This window comes from Robiginitalea insularis, from assembly GCF_052497835.1.
This window is the reverse complement of sequence record NZ_CP199296.1, coordinates 562926-579856: the sequence shown is the minus strand read 5'-3', so window position 1 is coordinate 579856 and position 16931 is coordinate 562926. Positions and strand designations below refer to the sequence as shown.

Here is a 16931-nt window from a genome sequence, read left to right as displayed (position 1 = left end):
CATGGAAAAAGCAGCAATTGGAATTTTCGATTCGGGCGTAGGAGGCCTGACGGTCTGGCGGGAGCTCCTGCTGCTGCTTCCTTCAGAAAATACGATTTACCTGTCCGATGCGGCCAATGCTCCTTACGGAGAAAAATCCGTGGAAGAAATTTATCAGTTGAGCAGGAAAAATACCCGGTGGTTACTGGAAAAGGGCTGTAAGCTAATTGTAGTGGCTTGCAACACCGCCACCACCAATGCCATTTCCCGGCTGCGAAATGAATTCAATGTGCCCTTTATTGGAATCGAACCCGCCATCAAACCGGCTGCACTGCAATCCAGGAGCAAGCGGATAGGGGTGCTAGCCACCAGGGGCACCCTGGCCAGCAATTTGTTTTCTTCCACTTCGGCATCCTATACCGCGGGGATTGAGGTGATCGGGCAGGAGGGTACCGGCCTGGTCGGGCTAATCGAAAAGGGCTTGCAGGATTCTGAAAATGCCCGGGAGCACCTTGCCGGGCTGCTCAGCCCGATGTTGGATAGGGGCATTGATCATCTGGTGCTGGGCTGTACGCATTACCCCCTGCTCATACCCCAGCTCAGGGAATTATTACCCGAATCGGTGCAAATTGTAGACTGCGGCCCCGCCGTCGCCCGTCAGACCCGCGCTGTACTGGAAGCTGCAGCATTGCTGAACCCATCCGGCGAAACGGGTACTCATCAGTTGTATACCAATGCAGATCCGGCAGTGATAAACCGGGTACTCAAAGAAATGGGAAAGCCCGAAAAAGCAGATGCGGCAGAATTTTAAGATCTCGGCACGTAAGACAAGTAGGTAAAGGCATGCTTATGCCGCTCGTCTGCCGGATGGTGTTCTTCCGCAATGAGTTTCCAATTTGCTTCCTCGATTTTAGGGAACCAGGTATCTGCTTTAAAGCTGGCATGTACCCGGGTGAGTTCAATAGAGGTGGCGTACGGCAAGAATTGATGGTATATTTCACCTCCCCCAATAATAAAGGCCTTGTCCAGTTTGGCTACAATGGAAAGGGCATCCTTTACAGAATGTACAACCGTACAATCCGGGTGGGATACGGTATAATGGGTATCCCGGGTTATGATCAGGTGCTTCCGGTCGGGCAGGGGCCTGGGAAAACTCTCAAAAGTTTTCCGACCCATTATAATGGTATGTCCTGAGGTAATTCGCTTAAATCTTTTGAAATCATCCGGAAGGTGCCAGGGCAGGTCGTTATCCTTTCCCAGTTCATTTTGCTCGCCTGCGGCTGCAATTAAAATCAGTTGCGTCAAAGGTCTTTTTTTTTAGTAGGTTCAGGAAGCGGATGGGAAGCTTCTACTTCTTTCTGAAGGGCACGGATACGCTCCTGCTGTTTCTGTAGCAATTGTTCCCGCTGTCTGCGCTCCCATTGTTGCCCCATAAAGGGGTCCATAATGAAAACCTGCACCAGGTGGACCAGCAGAAAAAAACTCCACACCAAAATTACCCAGAGATACCAGTCGTAGGTTTCGCCGTACTTCAGGATCTTGTTCAGGAAAACAAGGAAAACCGATCCGATCAGAAAAAATACAAAATGGCGATAGAGGTTCTTTTTCTGACGGATACGCCTCTGGGCGTATTCAAGTTGTTCGTGCTGTTCAAGGTCCAGTGTAGTTCCCTTTTTGTTTTTAGATAACATCCGAATATGTATCTTTAAAAGCAAAGATAACGGAAATTCAACTCAGTCTTATGGATGCATTTAAGAGCTTCAGAAAACATTTTCCAGCCCTGGAAGTGCATACCTATCTCAACACAGCAGCCTGGGGCCTGATGCATGACGGCTTACTTGAATGGCGGCAGGAAGACGACCTGGATTATCTGATGGGTGGAAGTGAAATGAAAATCCCGGCACTGAAAATCCTGGACCAGACCCGAAACCGGATATCGGAGTGCTTTAATTGCGCTTCTGCCCGTATAGCTTTGATTCCAAATTTTTCACTGGGCCTTAACCTGCTTCTGGAAGGCCTGTCCAAAGATAAAAAGGTTCTGTTGCTGGAGGGAGACTATCCTTCTGTAAACTGGCCCTTTGAAACCCGCGGGTTTCAACTGCAGCATATTCCTGTGTCCAATGAGTTGTTGCAGGATATCCGGGAGGCCGTCAGCACCCATCAAATTCAGGTCCTTGCCCTTAGTATGGTTCAATGGATAGGGGGTGAAATAATTTCCCCGGAGGATTTATCACAACTGAAAACGGAATTCCCGGACCTGCTGATCATTGCCGATGGCACCCAGTACCTCGGCGCTTTTGAAATGGATTTTGAAAAATCCGGTATAGATGTTCTCGGGGCCAGCGGTTATAAGTGGCTTTTGGGGGGGAATGGGAATGGATTTATGTGTTTTCGGGAGGGAATAGAGGCATTTTTCGATATTCCAACTACAGGCTTTAATTCGGTGGAGGCCGATCTCAGCCGGAAGGATGCAATTCCCTTTGCAAAGAAATTAGAGCCCGGACACCTGGACACCCACAATTTCGGCAGCCTGTATTTTTCCCTGGGATTATTACAGGATTTGGGCCTGTCTGAAATTGACCGTTACAATCGCGAGCTTAGCCGGAAAATTCAGGCTGAATTACAGTCTCTGGGAATGTGGGAGAAGGGTTTGCCCGAAAAACAACACAGTACCATTTTTAATATCCCCGATACAAACCATCGCTATTCAAAGCTTCGCAAAAACGATATTGTCTGTTCGCGAAGAGGGGAGGGGATACGCATAAGCTTTCATTGCTATAATTCAGAAAACGACCTGGACAGGCTTTTGGAAGTGATAAAAACCACCTAAGGCCGGTTTCAGCTTAATAATTTAACCCCCAATATTTTAAGAAGATTAAGGGAATCCATTTTCTATTTTACGAAAATGATAAATCTATTTTGTCAAATTGTGTTTTACACCTTTTATGTGTTGCTTTGCACTAAAATTTGAAAAACAACAAATCATGGCAATAAAGAAACAATATCTGAAATCAAAGCCGGTATGTAAGGTAACTTTTACCGTACCTGCTGAAGAGGCTAAAAAAGTAGCTGTAGTGGGAGACTTCAATAACTGGAACCCCAAAGGCAGCCTATTAAAGAAATTGAAGAACGGAACCTTCAAGGGGACTTTTGACCTTCCAAAAGAGAATTCTTATGAATTCCGTTACCTGGTGGATGGCTCCTACGTCAATGAGGCTGAGGCAGACCGCTACCAGTGGAATGACTATGCCGGTGCCGAGAACGCAGTTCTGGAAGTGTAGAACAAAGAGCTTATTGCAAAGTGCTAAACGGGCCTTCCTCAGGGAGGGCCCGTTTTTATTTTACAGGAACCTAATTGCGTACCCTATATCTCGTATTAGGATTTGTGTTTTTTGAATAAGTAGTTTTTGTAAAAATTGGAGCGGTCCGAATAGCTGTTGACTATTTGCAGCCCGGCCTCCCTGGCCAGCCATTCAACCGTGGAATCGTCGTATTTTTGGGATAACTCAACGTGGATGCTTTCCCAGGGGTGAAAGGATACGTTTAAATCCAGAGCCTCTATGCGTACCTCCATAGCCTCTGTTGCCAGCAAATAGCTTTTAGCCGAACCGGTTTGCGGGTCGTAAACCTCCCAGTGTTTGTATTTATCCAGATCAAAATCTGCCCCGAATACCCGGTTGATGCGTCTCAGGATGTTTTTATTGAATGCTGCGGTTACCCCTGTAGCATCGTTATAGGCATCCAGGATTTTCTGCGGGTCTTTTTTCTGGTCAAAGCCCACCAGTAAAAAATCCCCTTCCCTCATTGCCTGCTGCAGGCCCCTTAAAAATCGCACCGCCTCCGGATGCAGCATATTGCCGATATTCGATCCGAGAAACAGGATTACCTTCCGATCTTCGTTTAGGGTGTTGATTTGCTCCAGCATTTGAAAGTAAGTGCCCTTCCAGGGGTCTATGGCCAGTCCTGGAAATTCGCTCTTCAGGCGGTTTTCTAATTCCTCCAGCGCATTTTCACTGATATCAATCGGCATAAAGGTAAAAGAGGCCCCAAGCGTTTTCAGGGATTGTAATAATAGCCTGGTTTTGGTCCCGTCCCCGGCACCCAGTTCAATCAGGTTAAAGGGCTTCCCGTCCGGGGAAAAGATTTCAGCCAGTGCCGTTTTATTTTCCGCCAGGATCTCCATCTCGCAGCGGGTGAGGTAATACTCCGGCAATTGCATAATTTGCTGGAACAACTTATCTCCCTGCTGATCGTAAATATAGCGCGAAGGCAGGTGTTTGGGATAGTCACTCAGGCCGTCCATCACGGACTGTGCAAAATCTGATAGTAATTGGTTTTTCTTTTTATGCATATAAATCTTTAGTCGGGATTAGCGCGCAAACCTTAAGCCCGTATACTGCCAGCGCAAATGCGGATGAAAAAAATTGCGGTAAGTAGCCCTTGAATGCCCCGGAGGGGTGGCTACGGATGCCCCCCTTAAGACTTTCTGGTTAACCATAAATTTTCCGTTGTACTCCCCCAGGGCTCCGGGAGCTTTTGAAAAGCCAGGGTAAGGGCTATAGGCGCTTTCTGTCCATTCCCATCGCAGCCCCCAGTCAAACATACTTTGGGCTGCTTCCCATTCAAATTCCGTAGGCAGGCGAAAGCCTTTCCACTGGGCCAGGGCAAAGGCTTCGTAATAAGATATGTGCGCCAGCGGGGCTTCCGGTTTAACCGGTATCAGCCCTTGTAGTGTATAATAATGCCAGACCCCGTCAATACAATGCCAGTATAGCGGTGCCTGAATATTTTCCGTTTTTACCCAGTCCCAGCCTTCGGCATGCCACAGCTCAAATCGCTTGTAACCTCCATCGGCTATAAAGTCCAGCATTAACTGATTGGTTGCAGGCTGGGAGGCAATGTCAAAGTCCTGCAACAGCACCTGGTGGCACCCCAGTTCGTTGTCAAAACAAAACCCCGCTCCATGATGTCCGATGGTATGGGTGCCTGCCGGGACGGAAATCCATTGGGATGGCTCCGAAGGGCCAGGGTACTCCTGCGGGGGTTTGTCTGAATAAGCAGGTAGTAAGGGGTTATGGCCAAGGATGTATTTAATGTCGGTTAGCAGTAACTCCTGATGTTGTTGTTCGTGATGTATGCCGATCTCCACCAGCGACAGTAATTCATCGGATACTTCCCGATTGAGCAATTCCAGCAGGTGATCCGTTACATGTTTCCGGTAGGCATATACCTCAGATACCGGCGGGCGTGATAAATTCCCGCGCTCTCCGCGAATAACCCTTTTTCCCATCGCCTCGTAGTAGCTGTTGAAGACAAAGGCAAAGTCTTCGTGAAAATTGCGGTAGCCCGGAAAGTTTTGCTGCAGGATAAAGGCCTCAAAAAACCAGCTGCTATGCCCCAAATGCCATTTGGGCGGAGACACATAGTCCACCGGTTGGACTACATAATCTTCCGTTTGGAGGGGATTACAGATTTTTTCTGAGAGCGATCGGGTGGTTAAAAACTGTTCGGCCCGGTTTAAGGTAAGCGGCATGGCATCTTTTCCCTAAAGATAGAAAAATATCACGTCGGGGCCCAAAGTTACTGGGGTTACCCTCCCGAACTCAGTTGACCGTATTCAATAATTTACGATTTTATTTATTCCGAAAATGGCAGAAAGCGATGCCTTTAAGTGATAGACAATTAGCAGAGAAAGGGTTGGCGGCTGTTACTTAAAACCTTAAACAGCTACAGCCCCTTTGATATGCGGATGCGGATCGTAGTTTTCCAGTTGGAAATCTTCAAAGCGAAAGGCAAACAGATCCTTGATTTCCGGATTCAGTTTCATGCTGGGTAACGGGCGGGGTTCTCTGCTCAGTTGTAACTGAATCTGTTCCATATGGTTGTTATAAATATGGGCGTCTCCGAAGGTATGTATAAAATCTCCTGGTTGCAGATCGCAGACCTGTGCAATCATCAGGGTTAACAGCGCATAGGACGCGATATTGAAAGGAACGCCCAGAAAGATATCGGCAGAGCGCTGATAGAGCTGGCAGGACAATTTGCCGTCTGCCACGTAAAACTGAAAAAAGGCATGACAGGGAGGTAAGGCCGCTTTGCCTGCTGCAACATTTTCGGCAAAGGAAAGCGAAGTATCCGGCAATACAGACGGATTCCAGGCGGCAACCAGCATCCGGCGGCTGTCTGGGTTGTTTTTCAGCGTACTGAGGAGTTGTTTGATCTGGTCGATATTTTCAGAATTCCAGTTGCGCCACTGATGCCCGTAAACCGGCCCCAGGTCACCGTTTTCGTCGGCCCATTCATTCCAAATCCGCACCCCGTTCTCTTGCAGGTATTGCACGTTGGTGTCTCCTTTGAGGAACCAAAGCAGCTCATGGATTACGGATTTAACATGGATTTTCTTGGTGGTGACCAGTGGAAAGCCTTCAGACAGGTCAAAACGCATTTGGTAGCCAAAAACACTGAGTGTTCCGGTTCCTGTGCGGTCTGTTTTGGATTGTCCGTTTTCCAGTACGTGGTTCAGCAGGTCGTGGTATTGTTTCATAAGGGCCTGATTATTTTTCGCTCGTGATCTTTTTCATTAGGCGCAGACTAAAATAAACAATGAGGAGGTGGTTAAGACTGATAGGATGCGCTTTTTTTCCACTACTTATCAACCCCCGGGTGCGGCTTACAGATCAGCCCAGTATCATTCCGGCCAGGGTGGCCGACAGCAGGGAGGCAAGGGTACCTCCAAGAACCGCTTTTAAACCGAATTCGGAGAGGGTTTTTCGCTGTCCGGGAGCCAGGGAACCAATACCCCCGATCTGAATGCCAATGGAGGCGAAATTTGCAAATCCGCACAGCATATAGGGGCCATCAGCACAGACTTCTGGTAGTTCAGATGAGTGTCGCTCGTAAAGTCTTTCAATTCGGCCAATTGTATGTAGCCTACAAATTCACTGGCCGCCAGTTTGATTCCCAGCAGTTGCCCCATCATCATGATATCCTGGGAATTTACCCCGATCAGCCACATAAGCGGGGCAAAAATAGCCCCGAGAATGGCTTCAAGGGAGAGGGACTCATAAGGGGTGTTGGCAGCAATCCATCCATTGATGGTACTGAAATCTCCTACCCAGCCTAAAATGCCATTGAGCATGGCAATAAAGGCAACAAATACCAGTAACATGGCTCCCACATTGACCGCCAGTTTCAGGCCTTCAGTTGTTCCATTGGCAATGGCATCCAGGATATTGCTTCCGATTTTTTCATTGGAAATACGAATAACGCTATCTACCGCTTCGGTCTGCGGATAGAGCATTTTGGAGATTACGATGGCACCAGGGGCTGCCATTACCGAGGCGGCAATCAGATGGCGCGCGAATTCCAGACGCAATTCCGGGTCGTTACCCCCCAGAAAACCGATATAAGCGGCCAAAACACCACCGGCAACTGTGGCCATCCCACCAATCATAACCAGCAGGATTTCAGAGCGGTTCATCTTCTCCAGATAGGCCTTGATCAGCAGCGGGGCTTCAGTCTGGCCCAGGAAGATATTTCCGGCAACACTAAGGCTTTCAGGACCAGAAATGCCCAGGGAGCGGCTCAGCAGCCAGGCCAGGCCTTTTACAATTTTTTGAATGATCCCCAGATAATACAGGACCGAGGTGAGGGCTGAAAAAAAGATGATGGTAGGCAGGATTTGGAAGGCAAAAACATAACCGATGTTGGCGTTATCCAAATCCATCAGGTTCCCAAACAAAAAGGTACTACCGGCGATGGTGAAATTAAGGATGCTGTTGAAAAACTGCCCCAACAGGTTAAAGAACCACTGTACTGCCGGCACTTTCAACACCCCGATGGCCAGTAACAGCTGTATGGCCAGGCCGATTCCCACGGTCCGCCACTGTATCCTCCTGCGGTTGGCGCTAAACAGGTAAGCCACGGCCAACAAGACCAGCATCCCGAGAATACCCCTTAGCAGTGATTCTGTCCCGAATCCCTCATTGGGGATAATCTCCCGCAGCACTGGCTCGTTGATATCATTGAGAATACTGGTATCTGACTGCAGGGCAATACTATCGGTTACCGGAGTTTGGGCCTGTAGGGCTGATGTCCCGGTAAAGGCGTAACCCATCAGTAAAAGACACCAAAAAACAAAGGTTCGCTGGGCTTTCAAATCAGCTTTTTCGTTTAGAAATTTCGTCCCGCAACTGGGCCGCTTTTTCGTAGTCTTCACTGGCAACGGCCTTTTCCAGTTCTTTATGTAATTCGTCCAGACTCATTTCCTTGTAGGCGGAGGAAGCGGCAGAATCAATCTCGACGGCCTCGCTTTCCTGCAGAATCTCGTCCACTACAATACTGTCGTCCTTATCTTCTTTATCCTTTTCTTTACTCGAAAATTTCAGGAAGATTCCGGCCTTGTCAAGAATGGTCTTGTAGGTGAAAATTGGGGCGTCAAAACGCAGGGCCAGGGCAATGGCATCGCTGGTTCGGGCATCGATTATCTCTTCTATCTTATCCCTTTCGCAAATAATACTGGAATAAAATACCCCATCTACGAGTTTGTGGATAATTACCTGCTTGATCACAATATCGAAACGGTCCGCAAAATTCTTAAAAAGATCGTGGGTAAGCGGACGGGGGGGCTTGATTTCTTTTTCGAGTGCTATCGCTATAGACTGAGCTTCAAAGGCTCCTATCACTATAGGTAATTTTCGGTCACCTTCCACTTCATTAAGAATCAGGGCGTAGGCGCCATTTTGTGTCTGGCTGTACGAGATTCCTTTTATTTTCAACCTTACTAGGCTCATAAATATATGTAAATAAAGAAGGGCTGTTAAATAACAGGGTTGTCCGGTCATTTAACAGCCCTTTAAAGGGACAAATTAACAAAAATTAGCCGTTTTGAGCTTTAAATTCCTTTAATTTTTCGACCAGTTCGGGTACCACTTCAAAGGCATCACCCACCACTCCGTAGTCTGCCGCTTTAAAGAAAGGTGCTTCAGGATCGGTATTGATGACCACTTTGGTTTTTGAGGCATTTACCCCGGCCAGGTGCTGAATGGCACCCGAAATTCCAATGGCGATATACAGGTTGCTGGCAACTGGTTTTCCCGTTTGTCCAACATGCTCCCCGTGTGGCCTCCAGCCGAGGTCGGAAACAGGCTTGGAACAAGCGGTGGCTGCCCCCAGCACCTCTGCCAGTTCTTCAATCATTCCCCAGTTTTCAGGACCCTTTAGGCCCCTTCCCCCGGAGACGACAATTTCTGCATCTGCAATAGTTACTTTGTCCGTGGCCTTGTCAACCGATACCGACTGGGTACTGAAGGCTTCTTCCGGCAGGTTGGCCTCGAAAGATTCAACGACTGCATCCCCTGCTTTTTCGATTAGTCCGAAGGCATTGTTTGAGACTCCGATAATGGCTTTCCCGGTCTTGATTTCAGTAATGGCAAAACCTTTATTGCTGAATGCTGTGCGCTTTACCGTAAGGGGAGAGGTGCTTTCCGGCAGGGCAACTACATTTGGGGTATATCCGGCCCCCAGCATACCTCCCAGCAGGGAAGCGGCGAATTTGGAGTCTGTACTGGAGCTCACAATTATAATACTGGAACCTGTTTGGTCTGCCGCCTGTTTTAAGGCCATGGCAATTGCCTTGGCATTGAATACGGACAAGCGGTCTTCTGACAGGTTTAAAACCTTTGAAATACCATAGCTCCCCAGGGCTTCCGGTTGGGATGCATTCACGGCCAGGGCAATGGCATCTGTTCCCATTTCGGAAGCCAGAGCGGTGGCATAACTGGCCACCTCAAAGGCAGATTTTTTAAAATTTCCTTTTTCTGTTTCGGTATATACGAGTACTGACATATTGTATAAGACTAATTTTTTTGTTTGATTTTGGGGTCTTTAAATGACCTTGGCTTCGTTATGGAGCAGGGAGATCAATTCATCCAGCTTATCGGGATCAACCAGTTTAACAGGGCCTTTAGGTGCCGGTTTTTCATATCGTACTTCCTCGGTACCCTTTGCGGCATCGGTAGCAGGTATAACTTCCAGTTTTTTCTGCCTTGCCATCATGATCCCGCGCATGTTAGGAATTCGCAGGTCACTTTCCTCCACCAGGCCTTTTTGCCCCCCTATAATCAGCGGGAGGCTGGTTTCCAGAGTTTCCTTCCCTCCGTCAATTTCCCGGACCGCCTTCGCCTTGTCTCCTTCAATTTCCATTTGGATACAGGTGTTGACAAAATTCATACCCAGCATGGCAGCAATCATTCCGGGTACCATCCCGCCATTGTAGTCAATAGATTCCCTTCCTGCGATTACCAGATCGTAACCCCCGTCTTTAATAATTGCTGCTAATTGGTTGGCCACAAAAAGGCCGTCGGTGGGTGCTGCGTCAACCCGGATTGCTTCGTCGGCACCTATTGCCAGTGCCTTGCGCATAACGGGCTCCACGGTGGCCAGGCCAACGGTTGCAATATGGACGGTAGCCCCTTGTTTTTCTTTGAACCACATGGCACGGGTAAGGCCGAACTCGTCATTTGGATTGATTACAAATTGTACCCCGTTGGTGTCGAAGGCCGTGTTGTCGGCTGTAAAGTTAATTTTTGAAGTAGTATCCGGAACGCTGCTGATACAGACTAATATCTTCATATGACCGTTATTTTCAATTTTTTTGACGGCTGCTAAGATAGCCAATATTTTTCTAAAATACTATGCATGCATAATAAAATTCTTCCAAATTTTACTTTTTTCGAATCTGGTTTTGCCGTATTATTTTCTATTTTTACGGGCATTTTAATGATAAAAGCCCGGAGGGGCAGAATTAATACGGAATGAAGACATTACAATTCAGAGAAGCCATTGCCGAAGCCATGTCGGAGGAGATGCGCCGGGACGATTCCATTTACCTGATGGGAGAAGAAGTTGCAGAATACAACGGGGCCTATAAAGCTTCAAAAGGGATGCTGGATGAATTTGGTCCGGAGCGGGTAATTGACACACCTATTTCGGAACTGGGTTTTGCCGGGATCGGGGTAGGTTCTGCCATGATCGGGAATCGTCCGATTATCGAATTCATGACCTTTAATTTCTCCCTGGTAGGGATAGACCAGATAATCAATAATGCCGCAAAAATGCGGCAGATGTCCGGCGGGCAATTCAACATCCCGATCGTTTTCAGGGGCCCGACCGCTTCTGCAGGACAACTTGCTGCTACGCATTCACAGGCTTTTGAAAGCTGGTTCGCCAATTGCCCGGGTCTGAAGGTAGTGGTTCCTTCCAATCCAAAGGATGCTAAGGGATTGCTCAAGTCTGCCATCCGGGACGATGACCCCGTTATTTTTATGGAATCCGAACAGATGTACGGAGACAAGGGGGAGGTTCCCGAAGGAGAGTTCACCATCCCGCTTGGAGTGGCCGAAATAGGCCGGGAAGGGACAGATGTGACCATTGTTTCCTTTGGCAAGATCATCAAGGATGCGTATACAGCTGCAGAAAAGCTGCAGGAAGAGGACATTTCCTGTGAAATCATTGATTTGCGTACTGTACGACCGCTGGATATAGATACTGTGCTGACATCTGTCCGCAAGACCAACCGCCTGGTCATACTGGAAGAGGCCTGGCCTTTCGGAAATGTAGCCACGGAAATAACCTATCAGGTTCAGGACAAAGCTTTCGATTACCTGGATGCACCTATTGTCAAAATAAATACAGCCGATACCCCGGCCCCTTATTCTCCGGTACTCCTGGAGGAATGGCTTCCCAACCATGAGGACGTTATAAAGGCCGTAAAGAAGGTGATGTATAAATAGAAACGGCTTACACAAGCTGTGTAAACTTCGCAGACGAATGAAAAGTATGCGAAGTTTTTTAATTAAAACCACAAGCTATCCGATCAGTACTTTACTCTTGTAATAAAGAATTTTCGGCACTGTTTTTGACCGATTTCATAAGCTGAACAAAGTCTAAAGTACATGCGTATATCCTTTTGTTTGCTCTTCCTGCTAACCGGTTTTCTGGCTTTAGGCCAAACCAAGGTTGGCGGGTTGGTTACCGACAGCAACGGAGAGGAGGTTGCCTTCGCCAATGTCTTGTTCAAGAATTCCACAGAAGGCACTATTACCAATGATAATGGCCGTTTTTACCTGGAATCAGAATCGGATTACGATACGCTGCTCGTTTCCTTTGTGGGGTATGCCACCCGGGAAATAGTGCTGGAAAGGCGCGTTAATCTGCAGATGGAAATTGTTTTGGAGGAGGGGGAGCAACTGGACGAAGTGATCCTTTATGTAGGGAAGCAGTCCAAAAAAAACAATCCTGCGATCGACATCCTCAGGAAAATATGGGCCAAAAAGCGCATCAACGGCCTGAAAATGTTCGATCAGTATCAGTACGACGAATACGAAAAGGTTGAATTTGACCTTAATACCATAGACAGTGCCCTGATGCAGAGCAAGGTCTTCAGGGGGCTCGAATTTATGTTTGAAGACCTGGATACCTCACGGATTACCGGAAAGACCTACCTGCCCATTTTCATCAATGAAAAAATTACCAAGGTACAGGGAGACAACAAGATGGCCCTGGAAAGACGGGACGTCCTTGGTAATAAAAATTCGGGCTTCAGCAATAACCAGGCAATTATCGCCTTTGTGCAGGATCTCTACTCCGAATATGACATCTATAACAACTACCTCAAGTTCTTTGATAAAAGCTTTACCAGCCCATTATCGCGAACAGGGGTTGACACCTATAATTATGTGCTTTCGGACAGCGCCTATATTGACAATAAATGGTGTTACAACATTATTTATTACCCCAGGCGGAAAAACGAGCTCACATTCAAGGGAGATTTCTGGGTAAACGACACCACTTTTGCCATTTCAAAAATAAACTTGCAAGTAACCAAGAGTGCCAATATCAATTGGGTCAAGGAGATTTATATCGAACAGGATTTTGAGGTCCTTTCTGATTCGGTATTTCTGCTCAAAAGGGATTATATGCTTTCTGATTTTGCCTTTAGCAAAAAGGAATCCTCAAGGGGGGTTTACGGAAAACGGACCACGGTGTATGACAACTACTTATTTAACAGGGAGTTGCCCAGGAGTTTTTACAAAAACGAATCTGACCCGTTTGATCCCAGGATATTTGAGCGGGATTCAATTTTCTGGGAGCAAAACCGGCTGGAGGCTTTAAATAAAGATGAAACGGGAATCTATAAACTGCTGGACACCCTGCGGACGGTACCCAAATTCAGGACCTATTACAATATTGCCAGTATCCTGGGTTCCGGTTATATCGAAATTGACAAATGGAACCTGGATATAGGAGACATCTACAGTATTTTCGGGTATAATGACGCTGAAGGTATCCGCCTCAGGGGGGGAGCACGAACCTATTTTGGCCAGAACGACCCCTGGCGGCTGGAAGGATATATGGCCTATGGTTTCATGGACAAGCGTTTTAAATATGGGATCTCGGGGAAATGGTTGCTGGATCGCAAAAACCGCCTGATCATTTCTGGGGGCAACCGGCGCGATGTGGAACAACTGGGCATCAGTCTGACGACCACCACAGATGTGCTGGGAAGGAGTATAGCCTCCAGTGCCGTATTTACAGTTGGGCAAAATGACCGCCTGACCAATATCAACCTGAGTACGCTGAATATTGAAGCGGAGCCCCTGACCAATTTCAGGTTGCGGTTTGGGGGCAGTTTCAGGACGCTTCGTTCCGCCCTGCCCGATGCTTTCAGCCTGGATTATATTGACCCGGATGCCCCCGGAGGGATTTCTTCGGAGATCAAGCAATTCGAACTGGCCACCACCCTGATTTACTCCCCCGGGAAACGCACTATTGGCTACGGGGTGGAAAGACGGGACATCAACAATGATTACAGCACCCTGTTTTTGCAATATACCCAGGGGCTGCGGGGGTTTCTGGAAAGTGATTTTGATTATCAGCGCCTGCAGTTTTCCTATAACCAACCCTGGCAGGTTGGGGGTTTCGGACGCCTGTACAGCACTGTGGAAGTCGGGAAAACCTTCGGGGAAGTGCCTCTGGGACTGCTCAATGTGATCCCGGGAAACCAAACCCTCTTCTCTATTTACAACACCTTCCCCAACCTGGATTTTTATGAATTCGTAACAGACACCTATGCTTCGGTGCACCTGGAGCACAATTTTAACGGTCGGCTGTTTTCGCGCCTGCCCCTGATCCGGAAATGGAATCTGCGTGAGATTGTCGGGATTAGGGGGGCCTGGGGATCCCTTTCGGATGCCAACATCGCCCTTAGTGCCCCTGCCAATATACCCCTGCAGGCCCCTGATGACCAGATTTACTGGGAGTATTCTTTTGGAGTGGGCAATATTTTTAAAATTTTCAGGATAGACTTCAATTTCAGGGGTAATTACCTGGATAATCCGGACGCCCGGGCATTTAGTATTACGGGTGCCTTCGGGATACATTTCTGATATGGATTCAGATGCTTGTCTGGATTTTAAGGACGGTTTCGCGATGGAAAAATAGCTTTTATATTCTAAACCCTTTTACTACTTTTGCAGCCGCTTTAAATAACTAAATAACTGACATGATGGAACAAATCGTGAATTATTTATGGGTCTTTGGAATTTTGGGACTCGTCTTTGTATTTGTTAAAAATGCATGGGTATCCAAACAGGAAGAAGGAGATCCTAAAATGGCTCGTATCGCCAAAAACATTGCCGACGGTGCGATGTCTTTCCTCAAGGCTGAATACAAAGTTTTGATGGTATTTGTCGCCGCCGTAGCTGTCCTCCTTTTCTTTAAGGGACAGAATGAGGCCGGGTCAAACGGAATGGTTGCCGTATCCTTTATTGTAGGAGCAATCTGTTCTGCCCTTGCCGGATTTATTGGAATGAAAGTAGCTACCAAGGCCAATGTGCGAACCACGCATGCTGCCCGTACCTCTCTTGGAAAAGCCCTTGAGGTTGCTTTTGCAGGAGGCTCCGTTATGGGGATGGGTGTTGTAGGCCTCGGCGTTCTCGGACTGAGCGGGCTGTTCACGTTTTACAGCGGACAAGGCTGGGCAATAGCGGAAGTACTGAACGTACTTTCCGGTTTTTCGCTCGGAGCTTCGTCCATCGCCCTTTTTGCCCGTGTGGGCGGGGGGATTTATACCAAGGCTGCCGATGTGGGAGCCGACCTGGTAGGAAAAGTGGAGGCCGGGATTCCGGAAGACCACCCGCTTAACCCTGCCACCATTGCTGATAACGTAGGGGATAATGTTGGGGACGTAGCCGGAATGGGTGCTGACCTTTTTGAATCCTATGTAGGGTCCATTATAGGAACCATGGTATTGGGAGCCTCCTTTGTAGTGCTGCCCGAATTCCAGGAAGCTTTTGACGGCCTGGGAGCTGTATACCTTCCATTGGTTCTGGCCGGTGTCGGGATTGTGATGTCCATTCTCGGAACCTTCTTCGTTCGTGTAAAGGACGGAGGATCTCCGCACAGAGCCCTCAATACAGGAGAGATCGTATCAGCAGTCTTTATGCTGGTAGCTTCTTACTTCCTGATTGACCTGATGCTGCCTTCCAGCTGGGTTGAAGGCGGAAAGGAATTCTCTTCACTAGGCGTTTTCTGGGCAACTATCGCAGGATTGGTTGCCGGCTTGCTGGTTGGAAAAGTAACTGAATATTATACCGGTACCGGTACCAAACCCGTAAAGTCTATAGTCCGACAGTCCGAAACAGGGGCTGCTACCAATATTATTGCAGGATTGGGAGTTGGGATGATGTCTACTGCTATCCCGATCATTTTGATTGCGGCGGCCATCCTGGTATCCCATCATTTTGCCGGGCTCTACGGGATTGCTATTGCAGCCGTTGGGATGCTGGCCAATACCGGAATACAGCTGGCCGTAGATGCTTATGGTCCAATTTCGGACAATGCAGGAGGTATCGCAGAGATGTCCGAACTTCCCCCTGAAGTAAGGGAGCGCACCGATAAACTGGATGCTGTTGGTAATACCACTGCAGCCATTGGAAAAGGATTTGCAATTGCCTCTGCAGCCTTAACGGCCCTGGCGCTGTTTGCTGCCTTTATGAAAACTGCCAATGTAACCGCAATTGACGTATCCCGTCCGGATATCATGGCTGGCTTGCTGTTAGGAGGGATGCTTCCCTTTGTATTCTCAGCACTGTCTATGAACGCTGTTGGACGCGCTGCTATGGCGATGATCGAAGAGGTGAGGCGCCAATTCCGGGATATTCCGCAGCTCAAAGCAGCTCTGGAAGTGATGCGGAAGTACGATTCGGATATGTCCAAAGCCTCAGAAGCAGACCGTAAGATATTTGACGAGGCTGATGGTGTAGCAGAATACGAGAAATGTGTGGCTATTTCCACACAGGCTTCTATTAAGGAAATGGTTTTACCGGGATTACTGGCTATTGCTGTGCCGGTCGCAATCGGGTTTATCGGCGGAGCCGAAATGCTCGGAGGGCTGCTGGCAGGGGTTACCACTGCCGGTGTACTGATGGCTATTTTCCAGTCTAATGCCGGAGGTGCATGGGACAACGCCAAGAAAATGATAGAAGAGCAGGGACGTAAGGGAACAGACGCCCATAAAGCTGCTGTTGTTGGGGATACCGTTGGGGATCCGTTTAAGGATACTTCCGGCCCTTCCCTTAACATTCTGTTGAAGCTTATTTCGGTTGTGGCCCTGGTAATTGCACCCAGTATTGCCCTTTCAGCCGACGCGATTACGGCCTATGCCGAAAAATCGGAAACCAGCACCCGTGTGGAAGTGAAAATGGAAAGTGACGAGGCAGGCATGTATACCGCCCTGGTTACGACAACCACCACTGAGAACGGGGAAGCTTCTGTTACCGAAGAAACCATTAAGGGTACCAAAGAAGATGTACAGGCCCAACTGGACAACCTGGCCCCTAAAGGAGCTTCAAAAAAGGTAGAAAAGGAAATTAAGATTACAACGGAATAAA

At 48.0% G+C, this 16931-nt stretch carries 14 protein-coding genes and 1 pseudogene; 6 read left to right on the top strand and 9 right to left on the bottom strand.

The features are described 5' to 3' along the window. The first annotated feature begins 1 nt into the window (after position 1). The gene (gene murI, locus ACT6NV_RS02635; RefSeq protein WP_445385717.1) at positions 2-790 is read left to right on the top strand and encodes a glutamate racemase; all 789 of its coding nucleotides are present in this window, start codon (positions 2-4) and stop codon (positions 788-790) included. Here the strand turns inward: murI and ACT6NV_RS02630 are convergent. Together ACT6NV_RS02630 and ACT6NV_RS02625 are read right to left on the bottom strand one after the other, a co-directional pair. Then, entirely contained in the window at positions 787-1284 is a 498-nt protein-coding gene (locus tag ACT6NV_RS02630; protein WP_445385716.1) for a dihydrofolate reductase, read from the bottom strand. The two genes, murI and ACT6NV_RS02630, sit on opposite strands and share 4 nt — an antisense overlap. Continuing rightward, positions 1281-1670: a 2TM domain-containing protein gene (locus ACT6NV_RS02625; protein WP_445385715.1), complete on the bottom strand. Its 390-nt coding sequence runs from the start codon at positions 1668-1670 to the stop codon at positions 1281-1283. The genes ACT6NV_RS02630 and ACT6NV_RS02625 overlap by 4 nt, the downstream gene beginning before the upstream one ends. Positions 1671-1720: 50 nt before the next feature. On the opposite strand from ACT6NV_RS02625, the gene ACT6NV_RS02620 reads away from it, so the two are divergent. Next, positions 1721-2809 carry an aminotransferase class V-fold PLP-dependent enzyme gene (locus ACT6NV_RS02620; RefSeq protein WP_445385714.1) on the top strand — a complete coding sequence of 363 codons (1089 nt, stop codon included), beginning with the start codon at positions 1721-1723 and terminating at the stop codon, positions 2807-2809. 154 nt (positions 2810-2963) lie between these two features. Continuing rightward, a complete protein-coding gene (locus ACT6NV_RS02615) occupies positions 2964-3260 on the top strand; it encodes an isoamylase early set domain-containing protein (RefSeq protein ID WP_445385713.1) in 297 nt (98 codons plus the stop codon). A 95-nt stretch (positions 3261-3355) separates the two neighbouring features. Here ACT6NV_RS02615 and egtD read toward each other — a convergent pair whose 3' ends face one another. From egtD to ACT6NV_RS02580, 7 genes and pseudogenes are all read right to left on the bottom strand, one after another. Beyond that, a complete protein-coding gene (egtD, locus tag ACT6NV_RS02610; protein WP_445385712.1) occupies positions 3356-4330 on the bottom strand; it encodes an L-histidine N(alpha)-methyltransferase in 975 nt (324 codons plus the stop codon). A gap of 18 nt (positions 4331-4348) precedes the next feature. Beyond that, on the bottom strand, positions 4349-5512 hold the full coding sequence (gene egtB / locus ACT6NV_RS02605) for an ergothioneine biosynthesis protein EgtB (RefSeq protein WP_445385711.1): 1164 nt from the start codon (positions 5510-5512) through the stop codon (positions 4349-4351). Between the two features lie 186 nt (positions 5513-5698). Further along, positions 5699-6523 (bottom strand): thymidylate synthase, encoded by an 825-nt coding sequence (locus ACT6NV_RS02600; RefSeq protein ID WP_445385710.1) that lies wholly within the window; start codon positions 6521-6523, stop codon positions 5699-5701. A gap of 133 nt (positions 6524-6656) precedes the next feature. Continuing rightward, positions 6657-8095, bottom strand: a pseudogene (locus ACT6NV_RS02595) (NupC/NupG family nucleoside CNT transporter). Between the two features lie 43 nt (positions 8096-8138). Further along, complete coding sequence (locus ACT6NV_RS02590) at positions 8139-8771, bottom strand: bifunctional nuclease domain-containing protein (protein WP_445385709.1); 633 nt, start codon at positions 8769-8771, stop codon at positions 8139-8141. 85 nt (positions 8772-8856) lie between these two features. Continuing rightward, positions 8857-9825, bottom strand: a complete 969-nt coding sequence (locus tag ACT6NV_RS02585) for an electron transfer flavoprotein subunit alpha/FixB family protein (protein ID WP_445385708.1) — start codon at positions 9823-9825, stop codon at positions 8857-8859. A gap of 39 nt (positions 9826-9864) precedes the next feature. Next, positions 9865-10611, bottom strand: coding sequence for an electron transfer flavoprotein subunit beta/FixA family protein (locus ACT6NV_RS02580; RefSeq protein ID WP_445385707.1), 747 nt, complete (start codon positions 10609-10611; stop codon positions 9865-9867). A gap of 182 nt (positions 10612-10793) precedes the next feature. Here ACT6NV_RS02580 and ACT6NV_RS02575 point away from each other — a divergent pair, with 182 nt between their 5' ends. The 3 genes from ACT6NV_RS02575 (at position 10794) to ACT6NV_RS02565 (ending at position 16930) form a co-directional block, all read left to right on the top strand. Continuing rightward, entirely contained in the window at positions 10794-11771 is a 978-nt protein-coding gene (locus ACT6NV_RS02575) for a pyruvate dehydrogenase complex E1 component subunit beta (RefSeq protein WP_445385706.1), read from the top strand. A 162-nt stretch (positions 11772-11933) separates the two neighbouring features. Beyond that, complete coding sequence (locus tag ACT6NV_RS02570) at positions 11934-14426, top strand: DUF5686 family protein (protein ID WP_445385705.1); 2493 nt, start codon at positions 11934-11936, stop codon at positions 14424-14426. A gap of 119 nt (positions 14427-14545) precedes the next feature. Continuing rightward, positions 14546-16930 (top strand): sodium-translocating pyrophosphatase, encoded by a 2385-nt coding sequence (locus tag ACT6NV_RS02565; RefSeq protein WP_445386661.1) that lies wholly within the window; start codon positions 14546-14548, stop codon positions 16928-16930. The last annotated feature ends 1 nt before the right edge of the window (position 16931 follow it).

Bases quoted from the DNA above. Each gene is read 5' to 3' on its own strand.
- murI (WP_445385717.1), top strand. From the start codon at position 2: ATGGAAAAAGCAGCAATTGGAATTTTCGATTCGGGCGTAGGAGGCCTG.
- ACT6NV_RS02625 (WP_445385715.1), bottom strand. From the start codon at position 1,670: ATGTTATCTAAAAACAAAAAGGGAACTACACTGGACCTTGAACAGCAC.
- ACT6NV_RS02620 (WP_445385714.1), top strand. From the start codon at position 1,721: ATGGATGCATTTAAGAGCTTCAGAAAACATTTTCCAGCCCTGGAAGTG.
- ACT6NV_RS02615 (WP_445385713.1), top strand. From the start codon at position 2,964: ATGGCAATAAAGAAACAATATCTGAAATCAAAGCCGGTATGTAAGGTA.
- egtD (WP_445385712.1), bottom strand. From the start codon at position 4,330: ATGCATAAAAAGAAAAACCAATTACTATCAGATTTTGCACAGTCCGTG.
- egtB (WP_445385711.1), bottom strand. From the start codon at position 5,512: ATGCCGCTTACCTTAAACCGGGCCGAACAGTTTTTAACCACCCGATCG.
- ACT6NV_RS02600 (WP_445385710.1), bottom strand. From the start codon at position 6,523: ATGAAACAATACCACGACCTGCTGAACCACGTACTGGAAAACGGACAA.
- ACT6NV_RS02590 (WP_445385709.1), bottom strand. From the start codon at position 8,771: ATGAGCCTAGTAAGGTTGAAAATAAAAGGAATCTCGTACAGCCAGACA.
- ACT6NV_RS02585 (WP_445385708.1), bottom strand. From the start codon at position 9,825: ATGTCAGTACTCGTATATACCGAAACAGAAAAAGGAAATTTTAAAAAA.
- ACT6NV_RS02580 (WP_445385707.1), bottom strand. From the start codon at position 10,611: ATGAAGATATTAGTCTGTATCAGCAGCGTTCCGGATACTACTTCAAAA.
- ACT6NV_RS02575 (WP_445385706.1), top strand. From the start codon at position 10,794: ATGAAGACATTACAATTCAGAGAAGCCATTGCCGAAGCCATGTCGGAG.
- ACT6NV_RS02570 (WP_445385705.1), top strand. From the start codon at position 11,934: ATGCGTATATCCTTTTGTTTGCTCTTCCTGCTAACCGGTTTTCTGGCT.
- ACT6NV_RS02565 (WP_445386661.1), top strand. From the start codon at position 14,546: ATGGAACAAATCGTGAATTATTTATGGGTCTTTGGAATTTTGGGACTC.